Origin of the sequence: Azotobacter bryophylli, from assembly GCF_042643485.1 — a bacterium.
Taxonomy (GTDB): Bacteria; Pseudomonadota; Gammaproteobacteria; order Pseudomonadales; family Pseudomonadaceae; genus Azotobacter; species Azotobacter bryophylli.
The window spans coordinates 114595-136446 of sequence record NZ_JBHRSJ010000029.1 but is presented as its reverse complement, the minus strand read 5'-3'; the positions used below and the strand labels follow the sequence as shown (position 1 = coordinate 136446).

Annotated in this window: 18 protein-coding genes; 6 read left to right on the top strand and 12 right to left on the bottom strand. The window is 56.3% G+C overall.

Going from position 1 to position 21852, the window contains the following annotated elements:
* The first annotated feature begins 591 nt into the window (after positions 1-591).
* From ACFOJE_RS13660 to ACFOJE_RS13650, 3 genes are read left to right on the top strand one after another with little or no spacing between them, the layout of a single operon-like run.
* Entirely contained in the window at positions 592-1152 is a 561-nt protein-coding gene (locus tag ACFOJE_RS13660) for a hypothetical protein (protein ID WP_377814940.1), read from the top strand.
* 58 nt (positions 1153-1210) lie between these two features.
* Complete coding sequence (locus ACFOJE_RS13655) at positions 1211-1474, top strand: BPSL0761 family protein (RefSeq protein ID WP_377814939.1); 264 nt, start codon at positions 1211-1213, stop codon at positions 1472-1474.
* Positions 1475-1488: 14 nt separating this feature from the next.
* Positions 1489-2091: a DUF6088 family protein gene (locus ACFOJE_RS13650; protein ID WP_377814938.1), complete on the top strand. Its 603-nt coding sequence runs from the start codon at positions 1489-1491 to the stop codon at positions 2089-2091.
* Between the two features lie 122 nt (positions 2092-2213).
* Here ACFOJE_RS13650 and ACFOJE_RS13645 read toward each other — a convergent pair whose 3' ends face one another.
* Positions 2214-2768 (bottom strand): hypothetical protein, encoded by a 555-nt coding sequence (locus ACFOJE_RS13645; RefSeq protein WP_377814937.1) that lies wholly within the window; start codon positions 2766-2768, stop codon positions 2214-2216.
* Between the two features lie 504 nt (positions 2769-3272).
* On the opposite strand from ACFOJE_RS13645, the gene ACFOJE_RS13640 reads away from it, so the two are divergent.
* From ACFOJE_RS13640 to ACFOJE_RS13630, 3 genes are all read left to right on the top strand, one after another.
* Positions 3273-3752, top strand: a complete 480-nt coding sequence (locus ACFOJE_RS13640) for a hypothetical protein (RefSeq protein WP_377814936.1) — start codon at positions 3273-3275, stop codon at positions 3750-3752.
* Entirely contained in the window at positions 3749-6196 is a 2448-nt protein-coding gene (locus tag ACFOJE_RS13635; protein ID WP_377814935.1) for a hypothetical protein, read from the top strand. The genes ACFOJE_RS13640 and ACFOJE_RS13635 overlap by 4 nt, the downstream gene beginning before the upstream one ends.
* A gap of 68 nt (positions 6197-6264) precedes the next feature.
* Positions 6265-9351: a hypothetical protein gene (locus ACFOJE_RS13630; RefSeq protein ID WP_377815053.1), complete on the top strand. Its 3087-nt coding sequence runs from the start codon at positions 6265-6267 to the stop codon at positions 9349-9351.
* On the opposite strand, the gene ACFOJE_RS13625 is transcribed toward ACFOJE_RS13630, so the two are convergent.
* The 11 genes from ACFOJE_RS13625 to ACFOJE_RS13575 form a co-directional block, all read right to left on the bottom strand.
* Entirely contained in the window at positions 9352-10140 is a 789-nt protein-coding gene (locus ACFOJE_RS13625; protein ID WP_377814934.1) for a M48 family metallopeptidase, read from the bottom strand.
* 6 nt (positions 10141-10146) lie between these two features.
* Positions 10147-13422: a type I restriction endonuclease subunit R gene (locus tag ACFOJE_RS13620; RefSeq protein WP_377814933.1), complete on the bottom strand. Its 3276-nt coding sequence runs from the start codon at positions 13420-13422 to the stop codon at positions 10147-10149.
* A gap of 11 nt (positions 13423-13433) precedes the next feature.
* Entirely contained in the window at positions 13434-14546 is a 1113-nt protein-coding gene (locus tag ACFOJE_RS13615) for a PDDEXK-like family protein (RefSeq protein ID WP_377814932.1), read from the bottom strand.
* Between the two features lie 36 nt (positions 14547-14582).
* Positions 14583-16118: a hypothetical protein gene (locus ACFOJE_RS13610; protein ID WP_377814930.1), complete on the bottom strand. Its 1536-nt coding sequence runs from the start codon at positions 16116-16118 to the stop codon at positions 14583-14585.
* 13 nt (positions 16119-16131) lie between these two features.
* Positions 16132-17352: a restriction endonuclease subunit S gene (locus ACFOJE_RS13605; protein WP_377814929.1), complete on the bottom strand. Its 1221-nt coding sequence runs from the start codon at positions 17350-17352 to the stop codon at positions 16132-16134.
* Positions 17342-18865, bottom strand: a complete 1524-nt coding sequence (locus ACFOJE_RS13600; RefSeq protein ID WP_377814928.1) for a type I restriction-modification system subunit M — start codon at positions 18863-18865, stop codon at positions 17342-17344. The genes ACFOJE_RS13605 and ACFOJE_RS13600 overlap by 11 nt, the downstream gene beginning before the upstream one ends.
* 3 nt (positions 18866-18868) lie before the next feature.
* Complete coding sequence (locus tag ACFOJE_RS13595) at positions 18869-19441, bottom strand: restriction endonuclease subunit S (protein ID WP_377814927.1); 573 nt, start codon at positions 19439-19441, stop codon at positions 18869-18871.
* A 41-nt stretch (positions 19442-19482) separates the two neighbouring features.
* Positions 19483-19827: a hypothetical protein gene (locus ACFOJE_RS13590; RefSeq protein WP_377814926.1), complete on the bottom strand. Its 345-nt coding sequence runs from the start codon at positions 19825-19827 to the stop codon at positions 19483-19485.
* A 196-nt stretch (positions 19828-20023) separates the two neighbouring features.
* Positions 20024-20308, bottom strand: coding sequence for a hypothetical protein (locus ACFOJE_RS13585; protein ID WP_377814925.1), 285 nt, complete (start codon positions 20306-20308; stop codon positions 20024-20026).
* Between the two features lie 11 nt (positions 20309-20319).
* Positions 20320-21480 (bottom strand): Arm DNA-binding domain-containing protein, encoded by a 1161-nt coding sequence (locus ACFOJE_RS13580; protein WP_377814924.1) that lies wholly within the window; start codon positions 21478-21480, stop codon positions 20320-20322.
* Positions 21473-21709: a hypothetical protein gene (locus ACFOJE_RS13575; RefSeq protein WP_377814922.1), complete on the bottom strand. Its 237-nt coding sequence runs from the start codon at positions 21707-21709 to the stop codon at positions 21473-21475. The genes ACFOJE_RS13580 and ACFOJE_RS13575 overlap by 8 nt, the downstream gene beginning before the upstream one ends.
* Between the last annotated feature and the right edge of the window lie 143 nt (positions 21710-21852).

Sequence of the window (21852 nt, the reverse complement as noted above, 5' to 3'; positions counted from 1 at the left end):
AGACGCGTCAGATTCGAGCGGTGATTCCACTGTGGAGCCACCGGCTTGAGCAGCGCTCCTGCGATTGGCATCTCTACAAGAAACGTCACGTCATCGAGTGCCTGTTCGGCAAGTTGAGGCACTACGGATCGCCACACGGTATGAGAAGAAGGCCCGCCATTTCTAGTCCATGCTGGCCTTCGCGGCTGCTTTGCTGTGGTTACGCTGATACGTCAACAGGGCCTGGGCCAAAAAGTACCAGGCTGGAGCCTGCAGTTCTTATGGGGGCGTACAGACTTCATTGTTGAAGATCAACAATGCTGCAGCAGAAGCTTTGCCATCCCCGCTTCCCAACTTGAGAGCTGACGATTTTTGCACCGCCGCCGCTGACACAGTCAAATACCGGGTTAACGTCGTCTCTCCAATGTGATCGGGAGGGTGCAGTAATGAGACGGATCTGGGCGGTGGTGTTCTGTGGCGGCGCCGGCTTCTGGCTGGGCGCCCATTACCAGGTGCCACAGTGGGGGCTTTGGTCGCTGCTAGTGCTGGGAACGCTGACGTGGGGCCTAGCGAATTGGATGGAATGGTGGGAGGCCAGGAAGGAGCTCAACCATGATCAGGCGCATTGACCGAAATTTGGCTGCACTTGATCTCGCGGCGCTGGAGATCGTACAACACTCGGCGCGGCAAACTCTGGTGGAGATCGCGCCTTATCTGGAGAGGCTTCACAGCGGGCGGGCAGACCTGCAGGCGTTCCAGCTGGACGGGCTGCTGTTTTACGCGGTGGAGTTGGTCGAGGGAGTGCTGGTGGACCCTGCGCTGCCGGCTGGGTTCGACGACACCGCTCATCAACAGCGCGACGACGTACAGCGAGCCCGCTGGTGGAAGCGACCCTTTATCGAGTGCAGCGCCTGGGATGGTCCCTACGGCCTGGAAGCCAGTCACCGGGCCGGGCAGGTCGCGCTGGCCCAATTCAGCCCGGCACTGGCGACGCAGGACGTGGATGAGTTCATCGCTATGCGGCGGGCGCATTGGTTCGGTGCCTGGCCAGACGGGGTTCGCTATGAGGTGCGCTGTATCGATGGCACGGCCCCGGACCGGGCGACCAGTTGGGGCACGTTCGTCTTGATGGCCGAAGCTCTGGACTGCGCGGTGCACCGATGGCGGTGCTGAACAGCGCGCGGATCGCTCAATACTATCTGGCGCATGACTGAATCAGGAGATAGCAGCGTTGACCCTTCCACACGAAAGGACCCGCAGCGTCATCAAGACCGAAGAGTTCCTGCGTGAGCTCGCGCGAAACACTGAACTGCCCCAGGATATCCGCAGTTATGCGAATAGCCTGCTCAGGCACTACCCGTCCACCGACCAAATTTTCTCTCTGGGGCGTCTTGAGGAGTGCCTGGTGAGCGGTGAGCCAGATGATGAATACCGGCGGCGGATGCTTGCTTTCCATCAACCGTTGTTCAGCTCGTCGCTGGACTTCACGCTATAGAAACGGGAGCCGCGATGTCCCGTACTGATTGTGCCCTATCGGTATCCACCCGCATCGCGCAACGGGTCAAGCACCTGCCCAAAGGACGGCCCTTTGGCATCAGGCGCTTTGCGGCACTGGGGACGCGCAGCGCCGTCTCCAAGGCAATAAGCCGGCTGGTCAGCCGAGGCGAGCTTGAGCGGGTGTATCGGGGAATCTACATGCGCCCGAAGTCCAGTCGATACATTGCGCGGGTTCGCCCTAGCCCATGGGCAGTGGTGAATGTCATTGCCAAGCAGAGCCGTCAGACGCTGCAGATCCATGGTGCTGATGCGGTCAGAAGGTTTGGGCTGAGCACCCAGATGCCACTCATTTCAATCTATTACACCAGCGGGCCCAGCCGATCGCTATTTATGGGGAAAGCTGAAGTCAGGCTGGTACATGCGCCGCCAATGGTCATGCAGCATGCCAGGACGGAAGTGGGAATGGCCATTAGCGCGTTGTTTTATCTCGGCAAGGACGGATCTACCCCGGGATGTATTGCCGCCATCAAGAAAGCGCTCAGGCCCGAAGACCTAGCCACATTAATGGCCTGCAAAATGCCGAAATGGATGAGGAGGGCGTTGGAGCTGACATGACCAGCTCGCATCAGGTCGGCCCGCAGACGATTGGCGTAAGTGTTCGCCTTGTCCCACTAACAAACAAAAGGCAGCAACCAGAAGTTGGTTTGGCTGCTGCCTCTTTAGCCCCATACCTGCTTCTATCTCCAGCCGTTTTCAGTTTTGAGCCGGGCTTTGCGGATATAGCTCACCGACACTCCAAGCCGTCGAGCAATAACTCCGTCGGAAACGGATCCGAATTCAGATGCAATCTCGGGTGTTATCTCTGGAAGTGGCCGTTTGTAGGCCTGTATTCCAAGCTCCTGACGTTTTTTCTTGACCGGAAAGTTACTGATGCCTAATCGGTCTGCTACTTCTGTATCCGGCATTTTTCCCAGCAATGCTATGGCTTCGCTGGTCCAAATGTTTTCAAGCGGTTTGAATCGTTCTCGGATTGTCTTTGGCTCTGGGATCTTCAGTTCTATTCTGGCTTGTTTGATGCGCTTGATAGGAGCTCCAAACTCCTTCGCCAGACGATGATTGGTTTTCACCGCCAGTTGTGCAATCAGTGAATGAGGCAGCTCCGTGTCTTTGGGTGAAAACTCCGGAATGCTGCTCGATTGGCGGAAGCGCCGAACAGTGCTGGCGCCTATCCCGAAACGTCTGGACACGTCACGGTCGCTCATTTTTCCTGCGTATGATTTCCAGTCACTCATTATGCGTACTCCTAATCTGAGGTCGGCCTCGCAACGATTTGCATACGGCCTCGTATTAAGAGTGCTTCCTGGAATACCCCTGATTTCCGTGGCGACTGCATAAGCCATGCGTTTTTCGATGCCGAATACGCTGGTGGGTGGTCGAGGTTGATCGTAGCGACAGCGCGCTATTTGCCCAGGCACCAGGCTCTAGTAAAAACAGGGTGGCAAGCGCGAGATCCCGCGCATGCGCGGAATTTCATGTGGGCTGACTGCTTGACCTTGAGTTCAGAGTGGCTTGGTTAAAGCGAAGAGATGGCCGGCCCATTTTTGTAGTGCCTGTAGTTGAACATGGCACGCTTTCTTTCCGGAACATTGGTCTGGCGATTTTTCCGCGCATGCGCGGAAATTGGAGTCGATAGTGGCTGAAGCAGTAAAAATCTCTTCTGGCGGATAGAGCTTTTCCCGAACGGTGCCCTTCGTCTTCTCACTGTTTAGTAATGGTCCAAAAAGTGAGAAGGTTCTATGCGAATACTCAAATTAACTGATATCCACGGCATTCATCCCGATTTTTCCCATGTCGAGCGAGAGCTGGATCTAGCTCCAGTAAACCTTCCTGATCTTGCTCTGATACCCAAGGCCATAGCCTTGAGGATCAGTGAGATTTATCCGCTGGTGATCAGTAGTCCGGATTTATTCTGTATTGGCCACACGACGCTTTATAGATGGCTCATGGCCTACATGGACCCGGAAACATCCGTTCGATGCATTGAGTGGCCATATAAGCTCACGAAGGCTTTTATCTATCAACTCGTGCTCTCAGAGCGTCTGATCGCCCCCGCACTCGCTCGGATTACTCCACAACAGGTACGGGATCTATACCGCCACATCACCCATGCTCCGGAGCAATGGCCTCACGAATATCGCAGTTATGCGCACTTGGCCCAGCTAGTCGGGGTAAAACCGCTCACGGGTACCGCCCCGAAAAAACGGGGTGATGCATGAGCAGGAAAAATGCGCTTCTTAGGCTAGCCTCGGAGCAGGGGCAGCTCACTCAGGTTATCGAGTCCATTCTCGATACTATGGGGGCCCATCCAGACCTGATAGACCTGCCTCGAATGGTGACGGGTCTGCTACGCGCGTTGCGCGCTGCCGGTATCGGTAACCCCATCTGGTTCAAGGGTTGCGATCCGGTCGTATGGCGGGAAGCATGCGAATGGCTGATCGAGCTGAGACTCCAGCCCCGTGCCTCCAGCCTTTTGGGCGAGCAATTCTGGTTAGGGGAGGCGGCGCCATCCAGAAACCCCGTATTGAACAAGGGCGTCAAGCAGTTCGGGTTTCCCTATGCGGCTCTCTGGCATGTGCCTAGCGATACAGAGAATACGCAGGACTATGAACGGCTACTCGCCCAACTGTTGGTCGCGACTCAGCAGCAAGGCTCCGATCATTTGTACCAGCAGCGCTATGCGGTATTTCTGGATCTGCGTCGACTATGCACATTGCGCTATTGCGCGATCCCGCCCGAATTGAATGTATGGGGGACGGCGGAAAGCTTCTTGGCGGGCTCCCGGCTTTTCTCTCCCAGTGAGTCTAGGTCAGAAGACGCCGAGCTTTTTGCCGCTATCAGCCGCTTGGTTCGTTATAGCCACGGAGAAGAGCCGCTGACCAGACCAGGGGGAGGCGGTAGTCGAGGCCGGCGCCCAAAGCAGGGCCAGCCAGAGCTGACCTACTTCATTAGTGAGGACCCGCGTGGCTTCGTGTTGGGCGATCCGGATGACCCAGACCAGTTGCCGGGGCGTTACAACATCCTCACGGAATCGACGGATTCCCATGAAGGGGAGTTGGCGCCAGACGAGCTGAGCCCGTCGGTTGAAATATGGGTGCTGGATGATGATGGCAGTGAGCGCCCTTATGTTGCGGATAAACTCAGCCGGCAGGGCATAGAGGCGCATATCGTTCGAAGTCGGCAACTGCTGCCCTTCGCGTATTCCCAGTTCACCCTGGCGGAGCTGAGGGATCTACTGTTCGGCGCCAGTGACCTGTTTGAAGCCTGCCAGCAAGAGCTGCTTCATGCCCGGGATCCGGCTCGGGTACAGCTCAGGATAGAGGCCATCCTGCTGCTCCATATCAGCCTGTGGCTGGGGCAGGCCACTGTACAGATCGTGCAACTGACCGTGATGGATAATGAAGATAAAGACGTCGACGGCCTGGCCCTGATCAGGGGCGAGCCTGCGCAGTTCAGCATGATCGTTCGTCGCCCAGAACTGGCTGGCGATGATCGTTGGCAGGCTACCGCAGGGATTCGGCCCTCGCTGCTGCGTATTCTACTGCCCGACCTAGCTGGGAGCTCATCCTTGATCGATGCGCTCCTCAGGGCTTTCCCTCGCTCATCCAGTCAAATTTTCACGTATCAAACAAGCGAGCTTGAAGCTGAGGCCAAAGCTGTTTTGGCCGAACTGGGCAAGAGCAATCCCCGCTTCACACTGACCAAGGTACGTAACTACCTGTTCCACCAGCTCGTTTCGGACACTCACGATGTGGCCGCCGCCTCGATGCTATCCGGCGTGTCTGTGCCATCGGCACAGACACCTCGCTATTACCTCCAACTCGATACCAACCATCTACGTCGGATCTATGTGGACTCCCTGCAGCTAGTATTGCAGCAGGTTTATGCTTGTGCCGGCCTGGCGTACGAGCCCGTCGGGATCAAGCAGGTTCAGCGCGGCGCGGTGGGGGCGACTCACTGCCTGCTCCCCGAAACCATTGCCGCCAATGTGAGCGCACTGGCCGGGGTCCTGCGTAAAAAGCCGACAGGTCGTCTCAGCGAAATGCTCACCTGGCACAACTACTACACCCTCTGGGTCGTGCAGATGTTCATGCTGTCGACAGGCTGCAGAGCGATTCGCAACCCTCTGCGGTATATCGATGAATTCGAGCCGGCACTGGGCATGGGAGCGATGTCTGACAAAGATAGCGATGATCGCCACATGAGCCGTCTGGTATGTATGCCACCTATGCTGCAGCGGCAATTGGCGCAGTATCGCATGCATTGTGAAGCCATCACCCGGCAAATGATCGGCTATCTGCCACGGGATGACGGCAGCAATGGATGGTCGCGCGGCTTTTTTCTATCGCTAAGCGATAGCGGCATTCGCCGCGTGGAAATCAGACCAGCCACCATTCGCCAACAGATGGAGCAGGTGGTTGGATATACCCCGAACCGCATCAACGCCTACCGCAAATTCCTCCGAACAGAGCTGTCTGAACGCGGCTGCCCTGCCGAAGCCATGTCCGCATTCATGGGGCACTGGTTACGAGGGGAAGAGCCCCAGGATACGTATTCGTCGTTCTGCCCGGCGACGTACGCCAGGGTCATCGACGAGTGGGTTACTCCGCTGCTGAAAGAGCTCGGCTGGTGCGCACTCGGCAGCCCGTGGGGAGTGGAATGAGCATGATGCGTTTGAACAATCAGCAGGTCGACTACTTGTGGTCCGCCGGGCCTCATGAGCCGGATTGGATGCCCGAAGTACGGGCGCGCCTGAAAACGATAGCTGGTGAGTCTGTAGCTCCTCTGGGTCAGTGGTTGTTGGGAAAAGGCTCCATGCGGGAGGTCCAGGTCGAGGACGTTCGTGAACTGGAGCTGCAACTCGGTACGAATCACACGCTAAGGAACATGCTGCGCAGCGTTACTCAACGACTCCGGCAGCAGATCCCGGGATTTCCGCTGGCACGCATCGCCATCGCAGTAGAACGCCCTGCGAACCCGATTAACCCCGACATCTACACAGCCGAACGGCTTCAGCGCAGCCATCAGCTGCTTCAGGCCCTGCAGCAGGGGCTGAGGCTCGATCTCGACTTGATTGGTTCGCAGGAGCGCATTGGCCTGTTGTTGCTGAACGCAGCCTATGGCGGCGGCCTGATGGATGTGGCCCAGTTGAATGCCGTGCTCAAGGCGCCTCTGGAAAGCATCGAATGGCTGGCGGGAATTCCCGAGCTCCGCTTGCCACTCTCGATCCGCGGCACGGACGAGGCCGAGTACCGTCAGTGGTTCCCTGACCCGGCCACGTTGGCTCTGCTGATTCGCTGTGCCGATGATGCGCGCGAAATGAAGGAGCAAGTGCAGCGTAAGAGGGGAAAGCTCCGGTGCATCCACTCCTTTTTGAGAGCGGCAGGCATGCCTGAGCAGGATCTGCCTCGCAACCTGACCGAGATGCTGCATCTGCTGCGAATGCAGATGCAATTGCGCCTGCCACAGATGCTGGTGAATTTCGCCTGCCGGCAAGCGTTCGTATCCCAGTCGATACGCCCTTCATCTTGGGGGAGCATGTTCGACCATGCCGATCTGGAAGACCCAGCCGGAGTCTATGGGGATGGCATTCGTTCGGATACCGCCAAGGATTTCGATGCCCCCGACTGGGTGCTGGAGCTGTGCCAGCGGATCCGGGCAGGCGAATCTATCGAGATACCATTGCAAGCCGAGACCCAGGCAGAGCTTGCCGGTCTCGTCCAGAGCTGGACCACGTCCATGCTGGGTGGAGTATCCGCATACGGCCACGACATCGGGCGCAGCACCATCGCCCGTTATGCTCGACTGCTCGGTCCTGCGCTGGTGTCGCAACTGGACGGCATGAGTATTTTCGCGCTCGAAACCGACGCCCTGGAAATCATCTATGAGTCGGCACTAGAGGCCCAGGCGACCGATGGCAAGCGTCGCACTCTGGCCAAGGCCATCCACGAATTCCATACATTCCTGCAGCGCCGCTACAGCTACCCGCCAATCAGTCCCTACTCTCTGCTGGGCATCGGCAAGGGCGTGACCCGAGTGGATGCACGCGTCCTCTGCGAGGATCAGTACCAGTCGGTTCTGCAAGCACTCGGTACCTGCGGGCTGGAATTGCGGACGCCACAGTTGGTCACTGCAGCCAGGCTGTTCCTGATCCTGGGGTTCAGGCTGGGGCTACGGCGGAACGAGGCTCTGAAGCTACGCCTCCGTGATTTGCACCTACCCGAGCTATCGACAGAAGCGAGCGCACGTATTCAAAAGCGGCATCCGAACATGCGCAGGCTGTCCAGCGAAGAACTGGCCGGGCTGGATCTGCCGGTCGATCTGCTCATTCGTCCCCATGCGCAGCGCGGGCTGAAAACCCAGAATGCCGTCCGGCGACTACCGCTACGCGTGCTGCTGGAGCCCGATGAGCTGGAGCTGCTGATCGACTGGTATCGGCAGCGGCAGGAGGAAGAGGGCACCAACCCAGCATCGGAGTATCTGTTCTGCATTCCGCAACTGAGAACCCAGTGGATCAGCGAGAGCAGCCTGCTTCCCGCTCTGCACGGTTGCATGCGTGCAGTCACTGGCTCTGAGTTCGTTCATTACCACCACCTGCGCCACTCCTGCGCTACCTGGCTGCTGCTCAAGCTGATGGGGACGCTCAGCGGGCCCTCTCCGGAACTGCTCTTCCGCGATCTCCCTCGGACCCTGCAGTGGCTGAAAGATGACTTCAGACTGCGTAGAGCGTTGTTCTCTGCCAAAGACGGCCCTACCCGACGCATCGTGCATATCGTCAGCGCCATCCTCGGTCACGGCAGCCCGAAGACCACGTTGCTGCACTACATCCACAGCCTGCCTCAGGTCATGGCGATGACCTGGCAGTGGAATTCTCGAAACTGGCTGTCCAGCGCATACAACGTCGCCACCATTGCCGGGGTGAGCCAACCCACCATGAAGGCCGAGTCCAGTGACGACATTCCTGCTGAGTGCCGATCCCTGCTCGACATCATCGGCCGGATCAGGCTACTGAAAGAGCGCAGGCGCACCCGGCAAAAAGCATCCCGAGGCCAGGCTCAGCAGGTGGAGAACAACTGGGCGATCGCGCGAATTCGCAGGATCGAGTCGATGCTGGCCTATGTCTCGTATGCCGAGCAAACAGGCCGCCAGGTCAATCTTGACTGGCTCGAGTTCTCCGCAGAGGATCGAGCGCTGATGCTGGAGCGGGCACGCTATATCCGTGATCTGGGGCAGCGCTCGCGTACCGGCGTTCCAGGGCAACCAGCAGTAGATTACAAGCATAGGCTACAGATCTCATTGCATGCCGACGATTCGTCACATGCCGCTCTCATGCCTATGTCGCCGAAGCACGGTGGTCGAGATGCCGTGGCGGAGTATGCACAACGCCTGTACGAGCTGCTCGAAGGTCCCGACAGCGAACGCGCCCAGCGAGCAATCGACGACTTCGTCGAGCGCTGCTGGGCGACGGAAACGACGCTGCGCTTTTATCGCGATCGCGACGAGGATCATGCGCGGGACTACCTATGGCTGCTCACGGCCATCGGGATCCCTGCCCGATCCATCGAGCTGATCATCTACGACACCGGTATGCCCAAGACCACCAAGTCCTATTGGCGACAGCAACTCGGGAACATTCGCCGACCGATCAGCCAGCATATGCCCGAAAACCCGGATGTGGGGAACCTCCACCTGGGCATCCGGGCGAAACTGGAGTTGAAGGATGAGGCGCGACAGAACCACCATTCAGGAGCTGCGCTACGTTACCTGCTCCTCATGGCATCGATTGACTGGCATGACAGAACATATCCATGCATTTGATTACGTCTGACGAGAGGTGTCATTGAGCAATGCAGCTGCCATCCCGTCCAGCCGTGCCTTGACCGTCTCCCACTTCGGCATCACCTGCTGCATCAATCGATAGAACCGCTCACTGTGGTTGTGCTCGGCGATGTGGCAGAGTTCATGGAGGATTACGTAGTCAATGCAATCACGCGGCGCCTTCACCAGATGCGGGTTGAGGGTGATGCGCCCATTGGGCGAGCAGCTACCCCATTGGGTCTGCATGCTCTGGATGCGCAGCGGTGGGGCTGCGGTTACCCATAGCGCTTGCGCCAACATGGCCTGCAGGCGCCTGGCGAACACTTCGCGAGCCCGCTCTCTGTACCAGTCGTGCAGCAGTGCACGGACCTTCTCGGGTGATTTGCGGTGTAGCGAGACTTCCAGCCGTCCCCGCAACAGGCGCACCTGCTGAGTCTCGTTCGGTGCCTCGATCACTTTCAGTACGTGGCGCCTGCCCAAGTAATGGTGGCTTTCGCCACTCAGGTATTGCCGTGGCGTCACATGCGCCAACTGGGCACGGAAGGTACGCAGCTGCTCGTATATCCAGCGCCCCCGCTTCTTCACCGCCTGCAATACTTCGGCATCGCTGGCGCCGACCGGAGCCTGCACCCGCACTCGGCCATCAGGATCAACCTTGATCAGGACACGTTGTACGTCACGGCAGCGGTGCGACCGTTCCACGGTGATACGCTCGCCGCCATAGTGGAATGCCAGGGTAGGCCGGTCGTCTGGAGCAGTCGGCTCGCTGCGCACGATGGGGACACTCATCGCCGATCAGCTCCCGGCTAAACCGACGCGAGTGATCTGCACAACCCACTCGACGATGGCCTTGGCCTGATCCATGCCGGCACCGATGGCCTTGCACTCGCGGAACAGCAACGGCAGCAGCTTCTTGCGGATGTCTGCCTCAATGTTCTGAGGATTGATGGAGTTCTCCGCGACCGAAACATCCACCAACTCGTCCGCGCTGAAGGCAAGCTTGACCCACTGCTCCAGCGCCTGTGCATCCAGGGCAGCAAAGGTTTCCGGTAACACTTTCTTGAACACCCCGAAGTAGGCCTGTGCATGCCGGTTGCTCTGGAAAGCATCGGGCAACTCGTCCAGCTTGCGCGCCTGCACCTGCTGCTCGAACTCGTGAAACAGCAGGTACTGTTTGAGCGGATGCTCGAACAGTTTCTCTGCCTCCTCGATGGCCTTGCGCAGCAATCGAGAGAAAGCTTCCTGCGCGTAAGGGTCGTCGCCCAGCTCCTGCTCGATCATCTTGCTGACGCGGGTCTTGATGATGTCGGTTTCATTGCGAGTCTTATCCTCGCTCCACTCCTCCGGCTTTTGCTGGCCTATCTTGCCGACTTCATAGACTCCGCCGGGGTCTTTCACCTCAACACCGACCACGTGCTTGTCCAGCAGCTTTTTCACCTGCTCGGCATACTGGTCATAGCTGATCGTCTCGCCAGCATCCTGCTTTGCCAACTGACGCAGGCTGGAGAACTGCTTGAGGGTTTCCTTGTAATGACGACGATCCTCTTCGCTGAAGCTGCTGTCCTCAAAGAAGGATGCCGATTGCAGGGCTACCTTGAGGCAGCTGGAGAACTCCCCGAGAGCTTCGTAAAAATCCTCGCGAACTTTCAGATTCACATCCACCAGCTCGCCGTCGAGCTCCTGCATCTTGGGCACCAGCACCTGGCGCAACTGCTCGATATCTCCCTTGTTCTTGACCGCCGCGAAGATCGCCCAGAGATTCTTGTACAGCTGGGGCAATCGCTTGTACTCGGTGCTCATCTGGCTGTAGAGCCCGGCGATATCTTCTAGGTCGTAACCGCCTTGGGTGCGTGCGGCCAGATCCTGGTATTTCTGCAGGGTGGTATCCAGCTCAGCCAGGATGCCGCGGTAATCAATCAGCAAGCCGAACTTTTTCAGTGGATGCAGGCGATTCACCCGGGCAATCGCCTGGATCAGGTTGTGCTGCTTCAACGGCTTGTCGATGTACAACACCGCGTTGCGGGGCTCGTCGAAGCCGGTCAGCAGCTTGTCCACCACGATCAGCAGCTTGAGAGAATCATCCGTGGCGAAACGATCGATGATCTGGCGGGTATAGACCTGCTCATCTGTGCTGCCCACATTCGCCTTCCACCACTGGGTCACTTCCGGGATGGCGGACTCATCCACATCCGTATTCCCCTCGCGGCTATCAGGCGGGCTGATCACCACCGCGCTCTCGAACAACCCCGCCTCGTCCAGATACTTCTTGTAGCGGATCGCCGACGCCTTGCTCTCACAGGCCAGTTGCCCCTTGAGCCCCTCATCGATGTTCTTCACGAAGTGATTGGCAATATCCATGGCGATCAGCCGGATACGGTCATCGGCTGTGTAGATCTGCCCTTTCTTGGCGAACTTGCGCTTGAGATCGGTCTGCTGCTCCTCGGTCAACCCCTCGGTGATGCGCGCGAACCAACTGTCGATGGCACGCTCGTTCACATCCAGATCAGGGATTCGCTCTTCGTAGAGCAGCGGCGTCACGGTGTGATCCTCCACTGCTCGCTGCATGGTGTAGGCGTGCACGATGGGGCCGAACTTGTTGGTGGTCTTGTCGCCCTTGAGTAACGGCGTGCCTGTGAAGGCAACAAAAGCGGCATTGGGCAACGCCTGCTTCATGCGGATGTGGTTCTCACCACCTTGGCTGCGGTGCCCTTCGTCGATCAGCACAATGATGTCGGCGCTGGGGTTGTAGCACTCTGGCAGTTTAGTGGCAGTGTTGAACTTCTGGATCAGCGAAAACACGATCCGCTCGCTGCCCTTGCCGATCTGCTCAGCCAGCCGTGTGCCCGAGGTAGCCATGGCCGCCAGGCGGTCCTTCTTTCCGGTCAGTTCGCCACCAGAGGCGAAGGTGTTGCTCAGCTGGCTTTCCAGATCGACTCGGTCAGTCACCACCAGGATGCGGCACTGCTTGAGTGCATCGTGCAGAATTAGCGCCCGGCTCAGGAATACCATGGTGAATGACTTCCCCGAGCCGGTGGTATGCCAGATCACCCCGCCCTCTCTACCGCCATCCTTGCGCTTGAGACTAATCCGCTCGATCAGCCGTTTGATGCCAAACACCTGCTGGTAGCGGGCGATGATCTTGCCGACCTTGCGGTCGAACAAAGTGAAGTAGCGGATCATTTCCAGCAGACGCGCAGGCGCCAGCAGGCTGATCAGCAAGCGATCCTGCCCGGTAACGGCCAGCTCGCCACCAGCGATCAGGGTTTCATACCAGTCGCGATCTTGAGCTGGGCGATGGTCGAATATCGCCGCCTTTTGCGGGTCCGACAGCACCTGATTTTTCAGCGCCTGCATATCAGCATCGGGAACATCTTCCTCACGCCAGGTCGCCCAGAACTTGGCCGCAGTCCCGCAGGTACCGTAGCGCCCCTCATTACCGTTAATCGATAGCAGCAATTGGCTGTAGACGAACAGCTGCGGAATCTCATCGGGACGCTGGTTACGCAGGCTCTGGGAAATACCGGCGTCGATGGTTGGCCCCTTGTTGGCGTTGCCGTCCGGGCGCTTGGCCTCGATCACCACCAACGGGATGCCGTTGACGAAGCAGACGATGTCTGGTCGGCGCGTCTCCACACCATTAGCGCGAAGCACGCTGAATTCTTCGGTGAACAGGAAGCTGTTGCTCGCCGGGTTCTGCCAGTCGATCAGCGCGATGGTCGGGTTGGCCTTCTTCCCGTCGACGAACTCGGTGACCGAAATTCCGTAGAGTAGATGGTTGTAGAGCTTTTCGTTGGCCGCCTGCAGCCCCTCGTTCAGCGGTGGGCTGCACACCTCGGAGATCAGATTGTCAATGGCCTTGGCCGAGAGCCCATGTTCGCGCCCGGCAAAGGTGAAGCGCCGCCTAACCAGCTGCTCGCGCAGCACCTCGCGCAACACCACCTCGTCGGTCTTGCCGCCGCGCATGGCCAGCGCCAGCGCGGGCGGCAGGAACTGCCAGCCCAGGTTGCTGAGCAGCGCCAGCGTAGGCAGCTTGGCGCTGTATTCTTCCTGGAACTTTGGCGCGGAAATCATCAAAAAGCCCCTTATTGGTTGCCAGAAAACTGCGGGCGGATCTGGCTTTCAAACTCCATCAATAGCTGCATCTTCTCAGTCACCAAATCCAACACAGCCTGCTCGTTGTAGCTCTCCATCCCCCAGCTAAAAGCGAGAATGCTGTTACCCTTGCCCTCGCTCCAGGTTTTGCTTTGGTTTTCCGCGAAAAAGGCCTTTCCCCGCTCAGCAAGCACTGTGTCTACATCGCACAGATACACACGCACAGACGGTTTCATGACCTCGCTGGCGCCGCTGAGGTAGAGCACGACATCGGACCAGGTTTTCCAGTTATTCGAGGCATAGCGCAACGCAGGGCCATTCTTCCAGTTGTGCCGGCGTGTATAGCGCTGATAACCGGGCACTTCGGCCTCCAGCTTGGCGAGAACCTTCCTGTCCAGTGCGTCAATGACCTGATCCTTGAGCCTGGTAAGCTTGTTGATCTGATGCAGGTTCTCAAAGACAAAGTTGATGGCGTTGGCATCCATGGCCTGCTCCACAGTGATGTTTTCCAGGTGAAGCAGGAAATCGCGCGCGAAAACCTGCCATTTGTCCAGCGGCTGCGCGACTAGGCGCTGGCCTAGCTGCTGACGGATAGCGTCGATGAGCTGCGCATAGCTCAAGCCCTGCCATGACTGTCTCGCGCTTTTTCCAGAAGGCGATAGCACCACGTACAGCAGACGGCGTTCACCATCATTAAGCTCATGCTCGGCATAGCGCTCATAGTCGGCAAAAGGGTTCACTTGTCCGTGGAAGATCTTGTTTTCCAGCACCAGATCCCAACCATCACCCGACAGTACCAGGTCGATACGATTGCCTTTGTGCGTTGCTACCTCACGCTGTGGTGGCTTGCGCAGACTGGGGCTCAGACGCTCGGCGTTCGGTAGGCACGCCAGCAAGGCATTTAGGAAGCAATCCCCCAAACCATGGTCCTTGGATGGATCCAGAAAAAATGCCAGCAAGTCAGTGGTCGGATTCTCAAAATAGCCTCTTCCGGCCACGGCGAAGATGCTTCGCTCTCGCTCCGGCTGGCTATAACGCTGGGCTTCCTTGAGTAACGCACGTAGTTGTCCCAACTCCATTGGCAGATTTACCTTTTTTGCCATGCACTAACGACCAGCTTGGTTCTTCCTCATGAATACTTAAATTTCTCGATTCATATCTGCAATAACTTGATTAATCCATAGCTGTCCATCAGAAATCCTTGTCTGAGCATCAACGGCAACGACTCGCACCAAATGACGATACTCATGACCAATCCTAAGTTTTTTCATGAGCCTTCGCTGCTGCTCTTGAGAAGTTCCGTTTGCAGATCTTGAAATCCAATAAAGAGGCTTTTCTTCGCTCTCTACGAGTTCGCGGAACAGCCCATTAATGTGGCTATCATCCTTGTGGAATCCGAAACCCACGACAACAATAGCATCAGACTCTCTATATCCATCAAAAAGCTGAACATATCTACGCGACATTGCCACAGAGGTTAACGGTTTCAAGCCGCTCTGCGTCAATATAAACGGAACATGTATTTGCTCCTGAGGGACCTCATCTTCGGATGCGCATGTAACTACAGTATTCTTGTACGGATTATAATAGTCGCTCGTGCTTCCATTTAAATGGAGGACCTCAGGCAAAGACAAGCCTATAGAAGAGGCGACTTGCGAGAGAATACTGTTATAATTTGCTGTGCCAATAGCGTTAATCTCGCAAGAAAGGCTGGCCAAGTCATGATAATAACCAGAATTAGGTATATCCGATATGTCTGGAGCCTGAGAGCTTATATAATCTCTTGCTGTTTTAAGAAAAATCACCATTCTTGTGAATTTCGCCCACTCTGTGTCTGGCGAAAACAAATACCTAAAGTGGTCATCAATAAGCTTCTGATAATCCAAGACTGTTGTAAATATATTCTCCAGAACCTTTTGAGCGATTGCGCAAAAAATAGACAGCGCCGACGCCGATTCACCTACATCAAAAGATCTGTTTTCCTCAAGCAGCAACTCCAAGGCTGTGGATCCAACACGATTAAACTCCAGCTTAAACATGCCGGAAATATCATCAAAAATAGGCAAATCATCTGGCGCCTCTTCAAACAGCTCCTGATTCAGTCGCTGCACAAGCGCTTGCCCATGAGCCCCAACCAGCAACTGGAGAAAAGATGTCACATATCGGCGCAGATCATCACTTTGCTCTTCCGATCTAATTAGATCGAGCATTGCTGAGTAGTACTCAGATCCAAACAGGCGCACATCGCGGGACAACATTTCATTAAGCCGAATCGTATGGGTATACAGCCGCTCCCCGAAAGCGCTATCAGAGATCTCGTTATATTTTCTTTCAAGGACGGCTCGGTCAATCCCTAACTCCTGGGTTGCCCGATCACACTCTTCATCAAACGCATTAAGACGATTAATTATTTCCGATCGTTTGTACTCAACCGAGGACTCGATCAAGGTCGTAAATTCGTTACGTCCGAACGCATATATGCTTTTCTCGGCATAGCCTTGTGGCAACCAGTTGCTGGCATACGCAGATCGTGCGTCCAAGCTTGACAACTGTCGTCTAAGTTCAGACTTATAGCCACTAGGATCCTGTCGGAAAAGATCTATTGCAAACTTACCACCACTTGGAAGCCCATATCCAATTTCCGCCCCAGCTCCAAAAAACAATCCAAGCCTCATACATCCGCCTTGATTAAATAGACACCCTACGTTTTCCAGTCAACAACTGCTGCATCAGCGCTTTCTTTTCCTTCTTTAAACCGGCAAGCTGATGTTGCAGGGTTTCGATTTCGCGGTCGGCGGCAGAGAGCCCCCTTACAATAGATCTCTGCTCTGCCAATGAAGGGAGTTGCACCTTTATTTTGGAGAAATCGTCCCAGCGCAAGCTACCCCTGCGGTCGACCGAAGCATTTGTGGCGGCAGAGAAAATCTGTTTGTAATACTCGGTCTTTAGTAGTGCATAAAGAAACTGGCTGTCAACCATCTGCTCGTTTGCTTTGAATACAATATAGATCGGGCTGACGATGCCTGCGTCGCATATATTCTGGTAGCCAATCGATCCCTCTTCGATATGATTGGACGGAAATCCGAAACAACCTCTCTCGATGACTTTGTAGCCGGAAACGTCAGTGCTATATACTTTCTTGCTAAAATAGTCCAGTGAGTTCACGAAGCCGTAATGCTTCGAGCACGAAAGAACCGGGTAGTCCTTCCCATCTATATTCCTCTTTGAGACCTGTCGCGCAATGGAGGCGAGAGATGTAAATTGCCAGTCGACCGGAATTTCTCCATATTTTGTTTTTTTGTATCCGCTGCCTGCTTGAAACTTCGGAAAACGCCTTTTCCCTGTAAGTAGCCGCTGCAACAGCGCCTTTTTCTGTTGCTGACTGCTGGCCAGCAGTTGTTCGGCAGTAGTGATGGCCTGATCCCAAGTTGCAAGGATTTTAGCAATTGTTATTTGCTCATTAATCGGAGGAATATTGACAGGAATCGCTGTTAATTCAGCGCGATTAATCTTCGGCATCCCAGTACGCATTGAGACAGCGATAGCGTGACTGACAAACTTTTGGCTCAGCATTAACTGAAACAGAAAACCCGAATCTACCCCATCTTTTGGCCATATTGGATACATATCCGCACTGCATACTCCGGAAAATCCTGGCTTGCAAACCTTATTTAGGTTAGGGCGGATCTTTGAGTAAACTATAGCGTTCTCGTCAAACAGGTATTTTCCGGAAATAAGCCCTAACTCACTACAAAGTTTAACATCGACTATTTGCCCCGAGTCAGACACAATATTCTCAGGCCCTATGTGCGGAAGGCTAGAATAAGGCTCAATTCTTGGGTCTACCTGGCCATTCGCAATCCTAGTTACTTCTCCGAATTCTCTAGATTTCCACCCCTCAGGCACCATAACCCAGCTCCTTCAGATAGCCGTCCATCTCCAATTCCAGCGCTGCCAGCTGTGCCTTGAGCTGCTCGCGCTCCTTGCGCACTGTCTGCAGGTCGATCTCGGCTTCTTCCACGAAGGTATCCACATAGCGCGGAATGTTCAGGTTGTAGTCATTTTCGCGGATTTCCTCGAGGCTGGCGCGGTGGCTGTAGCGCTCGTCGTTGATCCGGTAGCGATAGGTACGCAGGATCCTGTGGATATGCTCCTCGCTCAGCAGGTTCTGGTTCTTGCCGGCCTTGAATTCGCGGCTGGCGTCGATGAATAGCACGCCGTCGCCAGTCTTGGCCTTGCTGAAGAGCAGAATCGCCGCCGGAATGCCGGTGCCGTAGAACAGCTTTTCCGGCAGACCGATCACTGCATCCAGCAGGTTTTCCTCGATCAGCTTCTGGCGGATCCGGCCTTCGCTGGCGCCGCGAAACAGCACGCCGTGGGGCACCACCACCGCCATGCGCCCGGTCTTCGCTTTCATCGTCTCGATCATGTGCAGGATGAAGGCGTAGTCACCCTTGGTCTTCGGCGGGATGCCACGCTTGAAGCGGCCGAACTTGTCGTGCTCGGCTTCTTCATGACCCCATTTGTCCAGCGAGAATGGTGGGTTGGCGGTGACGATGTCGAACTGCATCAGCATGCCGCTGGCATCCAGCAGCTTGGGGTTGCGCAGGGTGTCGCCCCACTCGATGCGGTGGTTGTCCTCGCCGTGCAGGAACATGTTCATCTTGGCCAGCGACCATGTGGAGCCGATGGCTTCCTGGCCATAGAGGGCGTACTGCTTGCTGCCATGGTGCTCACGCACCTTGCGCCCGCACTTCATCAACAACGAGGCAGAACCACAGGCCGGGTCGCAGATGCTGTCGCCCGGCTGCGGGTCGAGCAGCTCAGCCATCAGCTCGGAGACTTCCGGCGGGGTGTAGAACTCGCCAGCCTTCTGCCCGCCGCTAGCGGCAAAGTTCTTGATCAGGTATTCGTAGCCATTACCGATCACGTCGAGATTGCCGACCCGGCTGGGGCTCAGGTTGAGTTCGGGCTTGGCGAAGTCTTCCAGCAGATGACGAAGGATGGTGTTCTTCTGCTTCTCTTCGCCGAGCTTGTCGGTATTGAAAGAGATGTCCTGGAACACGCTCTTGCCGGCATCTTTGAGCTTGGTACCGTTGGCTTCTTCGATGGCGTGCAGAGCCTGGTCAATCCGCTCGCCGTTGCCCGGCTCGTGGCGCTGCTCCCACAGGCGGTAGAAGCTGGCCTCGCGCGGCAGCACGAAGCGCTCGTTCTTGAGCATTTCCTCGATTAGCTCCGGCTCGTCGCCATACTCCTTCTGGTACTGGTCGTAGTGATCCTGCCAGACATCGCTGATGTACTTGAGGAACAGCATGGTGAGGATGAAGTCTTTGTAGGTGTCCGCGCTGATGGTCCCGCGGAAGGTGTCGCAAGCCGCCCACAGCGCCTTGTTGATGGCATCCTGGTTCACTTTGTCGTTCATGGCTCACTCCTTAATAAGCTGCTGGTAAATGCCCTGGAGCATTTGCTGGCGATTCGTTTGCAGACGGGCGATCAGCTGATCTTCCTCGCCCCAGAGGCGTTGCAGGGCGATCAGCTTGTGCTGGGCTTCGAGAGAGGGCAGTGGTATGAGCAGGTCCATCAGTGCCGGTTTGCTGATCGCCTGGATGCTGCTGCCGCTTCGCTCAAGGCGGCGCTGGCTCTGCGGGAGGTTGATGATCCAGCAGAGGTACTCCGGCAGAACGCCTGGTTGCCTGGGGCTGACGATGAAAAACTGGCTGGTGGCGACAATCGGCAGCTCACCTTTATAGAGTGCTGCCGTATTGCTCTCGCCACGTGCGATCACCACGATGTCCCCCTGCTCCAGCAAGTGAGGGGCGGTACGAGCCTCCCAGGAGATCGCGATCAGACTGCCGTGGTCGATCTCGGCGCACTGACGCAGATCCTTGATCTGCAGGATGCGGACATCGCCTGCTGGATCGTGCTCCAGCGCCCCCCGGAAGGTGTGGCCTGTTCGCACGTCAGCCAGCTCGCCCAGCTTGGTGATTTGAGTGTGCATCTTTACCTCTGGCTAGAAGCGCCATCCTTGGCGCAGGATGGTCAGGCCGCGCCGCTTTCCAGCAGGCTCTTCAGCCGGCTACTGACTTCAGGCGGCACCCCATACCAGGCAGCCTCGCCCTGAAGGCGGGTGACGAGAAGTCCGTCATCCCGATCCATGACTGCCTTGAGGTTGTCCCGTACCTGGGCGGCACTCTGGGGGGTGCTGATTATCCATGTGGACTCCAGCGGCCGGCACCAGGCGCCATAAGCCTTGATCCGGGCATGGAGGGATTGATAGTCGCGCTGCTTACGCAGGTCGTAGGTGATTTGGTAGAGTCCCGTGTGCTTTAGCTCTCCTAACGGGTCAGTTATCGCAATTGCGGCAGGCTGCAACCTGCCGCACAACTTTTTCTCTGTTTCTTTCGTACAGAGTTTTCGGCGGCAGGGCGAATATCGTCCTGTTCTCGCGCAGTGTCAACTTATTTTTATGCAGTAGCGATCCTACAGAAAACGCCAGGGCTTCCCTCCGAACAGTCTCCCCTCCTCATGGGGCCTTCCGTTGCCCCCAAAAAAGAGAAGGGGCCTTGCGGCCCCTTCTCTCTCAGCAACGGATGAGCTGCTCGATCTTGTCGATCAGGTAGTCCAGGGGGCTCTGCCCCTCCAAACGCTTCTCGAAGATCTCATGGCGGTGGTACGCCACCCAGGTATCCAGTGCCTGACGATTGTTTTTCTCGTAACCGGAGCCCAGCAGGCACACCAGCTCGTGGCCCTGCGGATTTTCCAGGTAATGGCTGAGGGCTGACGCCAGGTGCTTCAGGTACTGCTGCTCGCGAACCTCCATCGAGGGGTGCAAGCTGATGATGTTGTCATTCTTGATCAGTTTCATGGTCGTATCCCTCAGCCCTGAAGATTGGCTTTGATCAGATTGTTGAACGCACTACCGTCGCGACGGGTCAGATTGGGAACGTAACGCGAGTAGACACGGAAGAGCATTTCTGTGGTCGTGTGCCCCATCTGGCGAGCGATCCACTCCGGATTTTCACCCGCAGCTAGCCAGAGGGTCGCTGCGGTATGCCTGCTTTGATAGGGCCGTCGCTCACGCAGTCCCAGATGGCGCAACAATGGATACCAGACACGGTTACTGATATTGCGGTATTCGTATGGAGTTCCCTCGCGAGTACCGAACACGAATTGACCTGAGCCCGTTCTCTTTCGCTGTTCAAGCAGTGCCTGGTACACCGGTTCCGACATCTCGATTTCGCGCTGCGAGCCATCGTTCTTCGTATAATCGAGCTTTCCACCAACCCAGGTTTCACGAATCAGGATCTGCCTGCGCTCGAAGTCGACGTACTTCCATTGCAGGCCATCGATTTCTGCCGTTCGCATTCCGGTAAAGAAACGAACCTGGTAGTACGGCCGGAAGTCCTCACGGACAGCTCCGAGAATCTGGACCACCTCCTGCAGGGTGAAGGGTTCCACATCGGTCTTGGGTACCTTCAGGGACTTGATGTTGAGATAGGGGGATGTAAACTCGAAGCGGTCAGCCGCCTCATTAAGGATCATGCGCAATGGCGTCATGATGTGGTTGATTCGCGTCGCCGACAGTGTCTTGCCTTTCTGCCCGGAAACTTTGCCGAGTGTCGAGCGAAAGGCCAGAACATCTGCCTTGGTGATGGCGCTGACTTCCTGCCTACCGAACTCCGGCAATAGATATTTGTCGAGCGTAAGCCTCACCGTTCTGGAGTGGGTTTCACGCCATTCCATTCTCTTTTCTTCGAGCCAGAGTTCGGCGAAGTCCTTGAACTGCGGTGTTTTCGTCACAGCAAAACCTGCTTGCAACAGGCCGAACTCGTGTACGCGATCGCTCTGTGGAAAGTATTTGCCGTAATCGAAGGTGCCGAGGGTGATTTCGGCCTCGATGCGTTCGAGGATCTTCTCCAGCTTTTTACGGTTGGCTGGAGTGTCCGGCAGGGCGGTCTGTTCCCGGCAGCGCTTGCCTAGATAGCGGAAATCGAAGAACAGGCGTCCGGTCTCTTTGCGGGCGACGACCTTACCCATGGCAAATTCCTCCGTTTGCCATGGGGATTCCAAAGCCGTTCTCGCGGGAGAACTTAATCATGTCGCGCTCGATGGTTTCCCAGATGAACAGGATTTTCCTACCGCCAAACGGACGGAAATAGTGAGTCCCTTCTAGCAGGACGGAGTCCTTCAAGCGGTTACGGATGGTTCGTGGATCGTATTTGATGCGTTGGGAGAGCTCATCGGTGGTCAAGTAGGTTTCACTCATTGCCTTTTCCTAGATTCAAATAAATCATATTTGAGCTTATCGGCTCGAAAGTGATCATAACGTCTCGTTTGTGCATTTCAAGCTGTTTTTGACTCAAATTTGAGGCGAATGCAAAATGAGCGACCTATCTAGAGCAGGCTCTG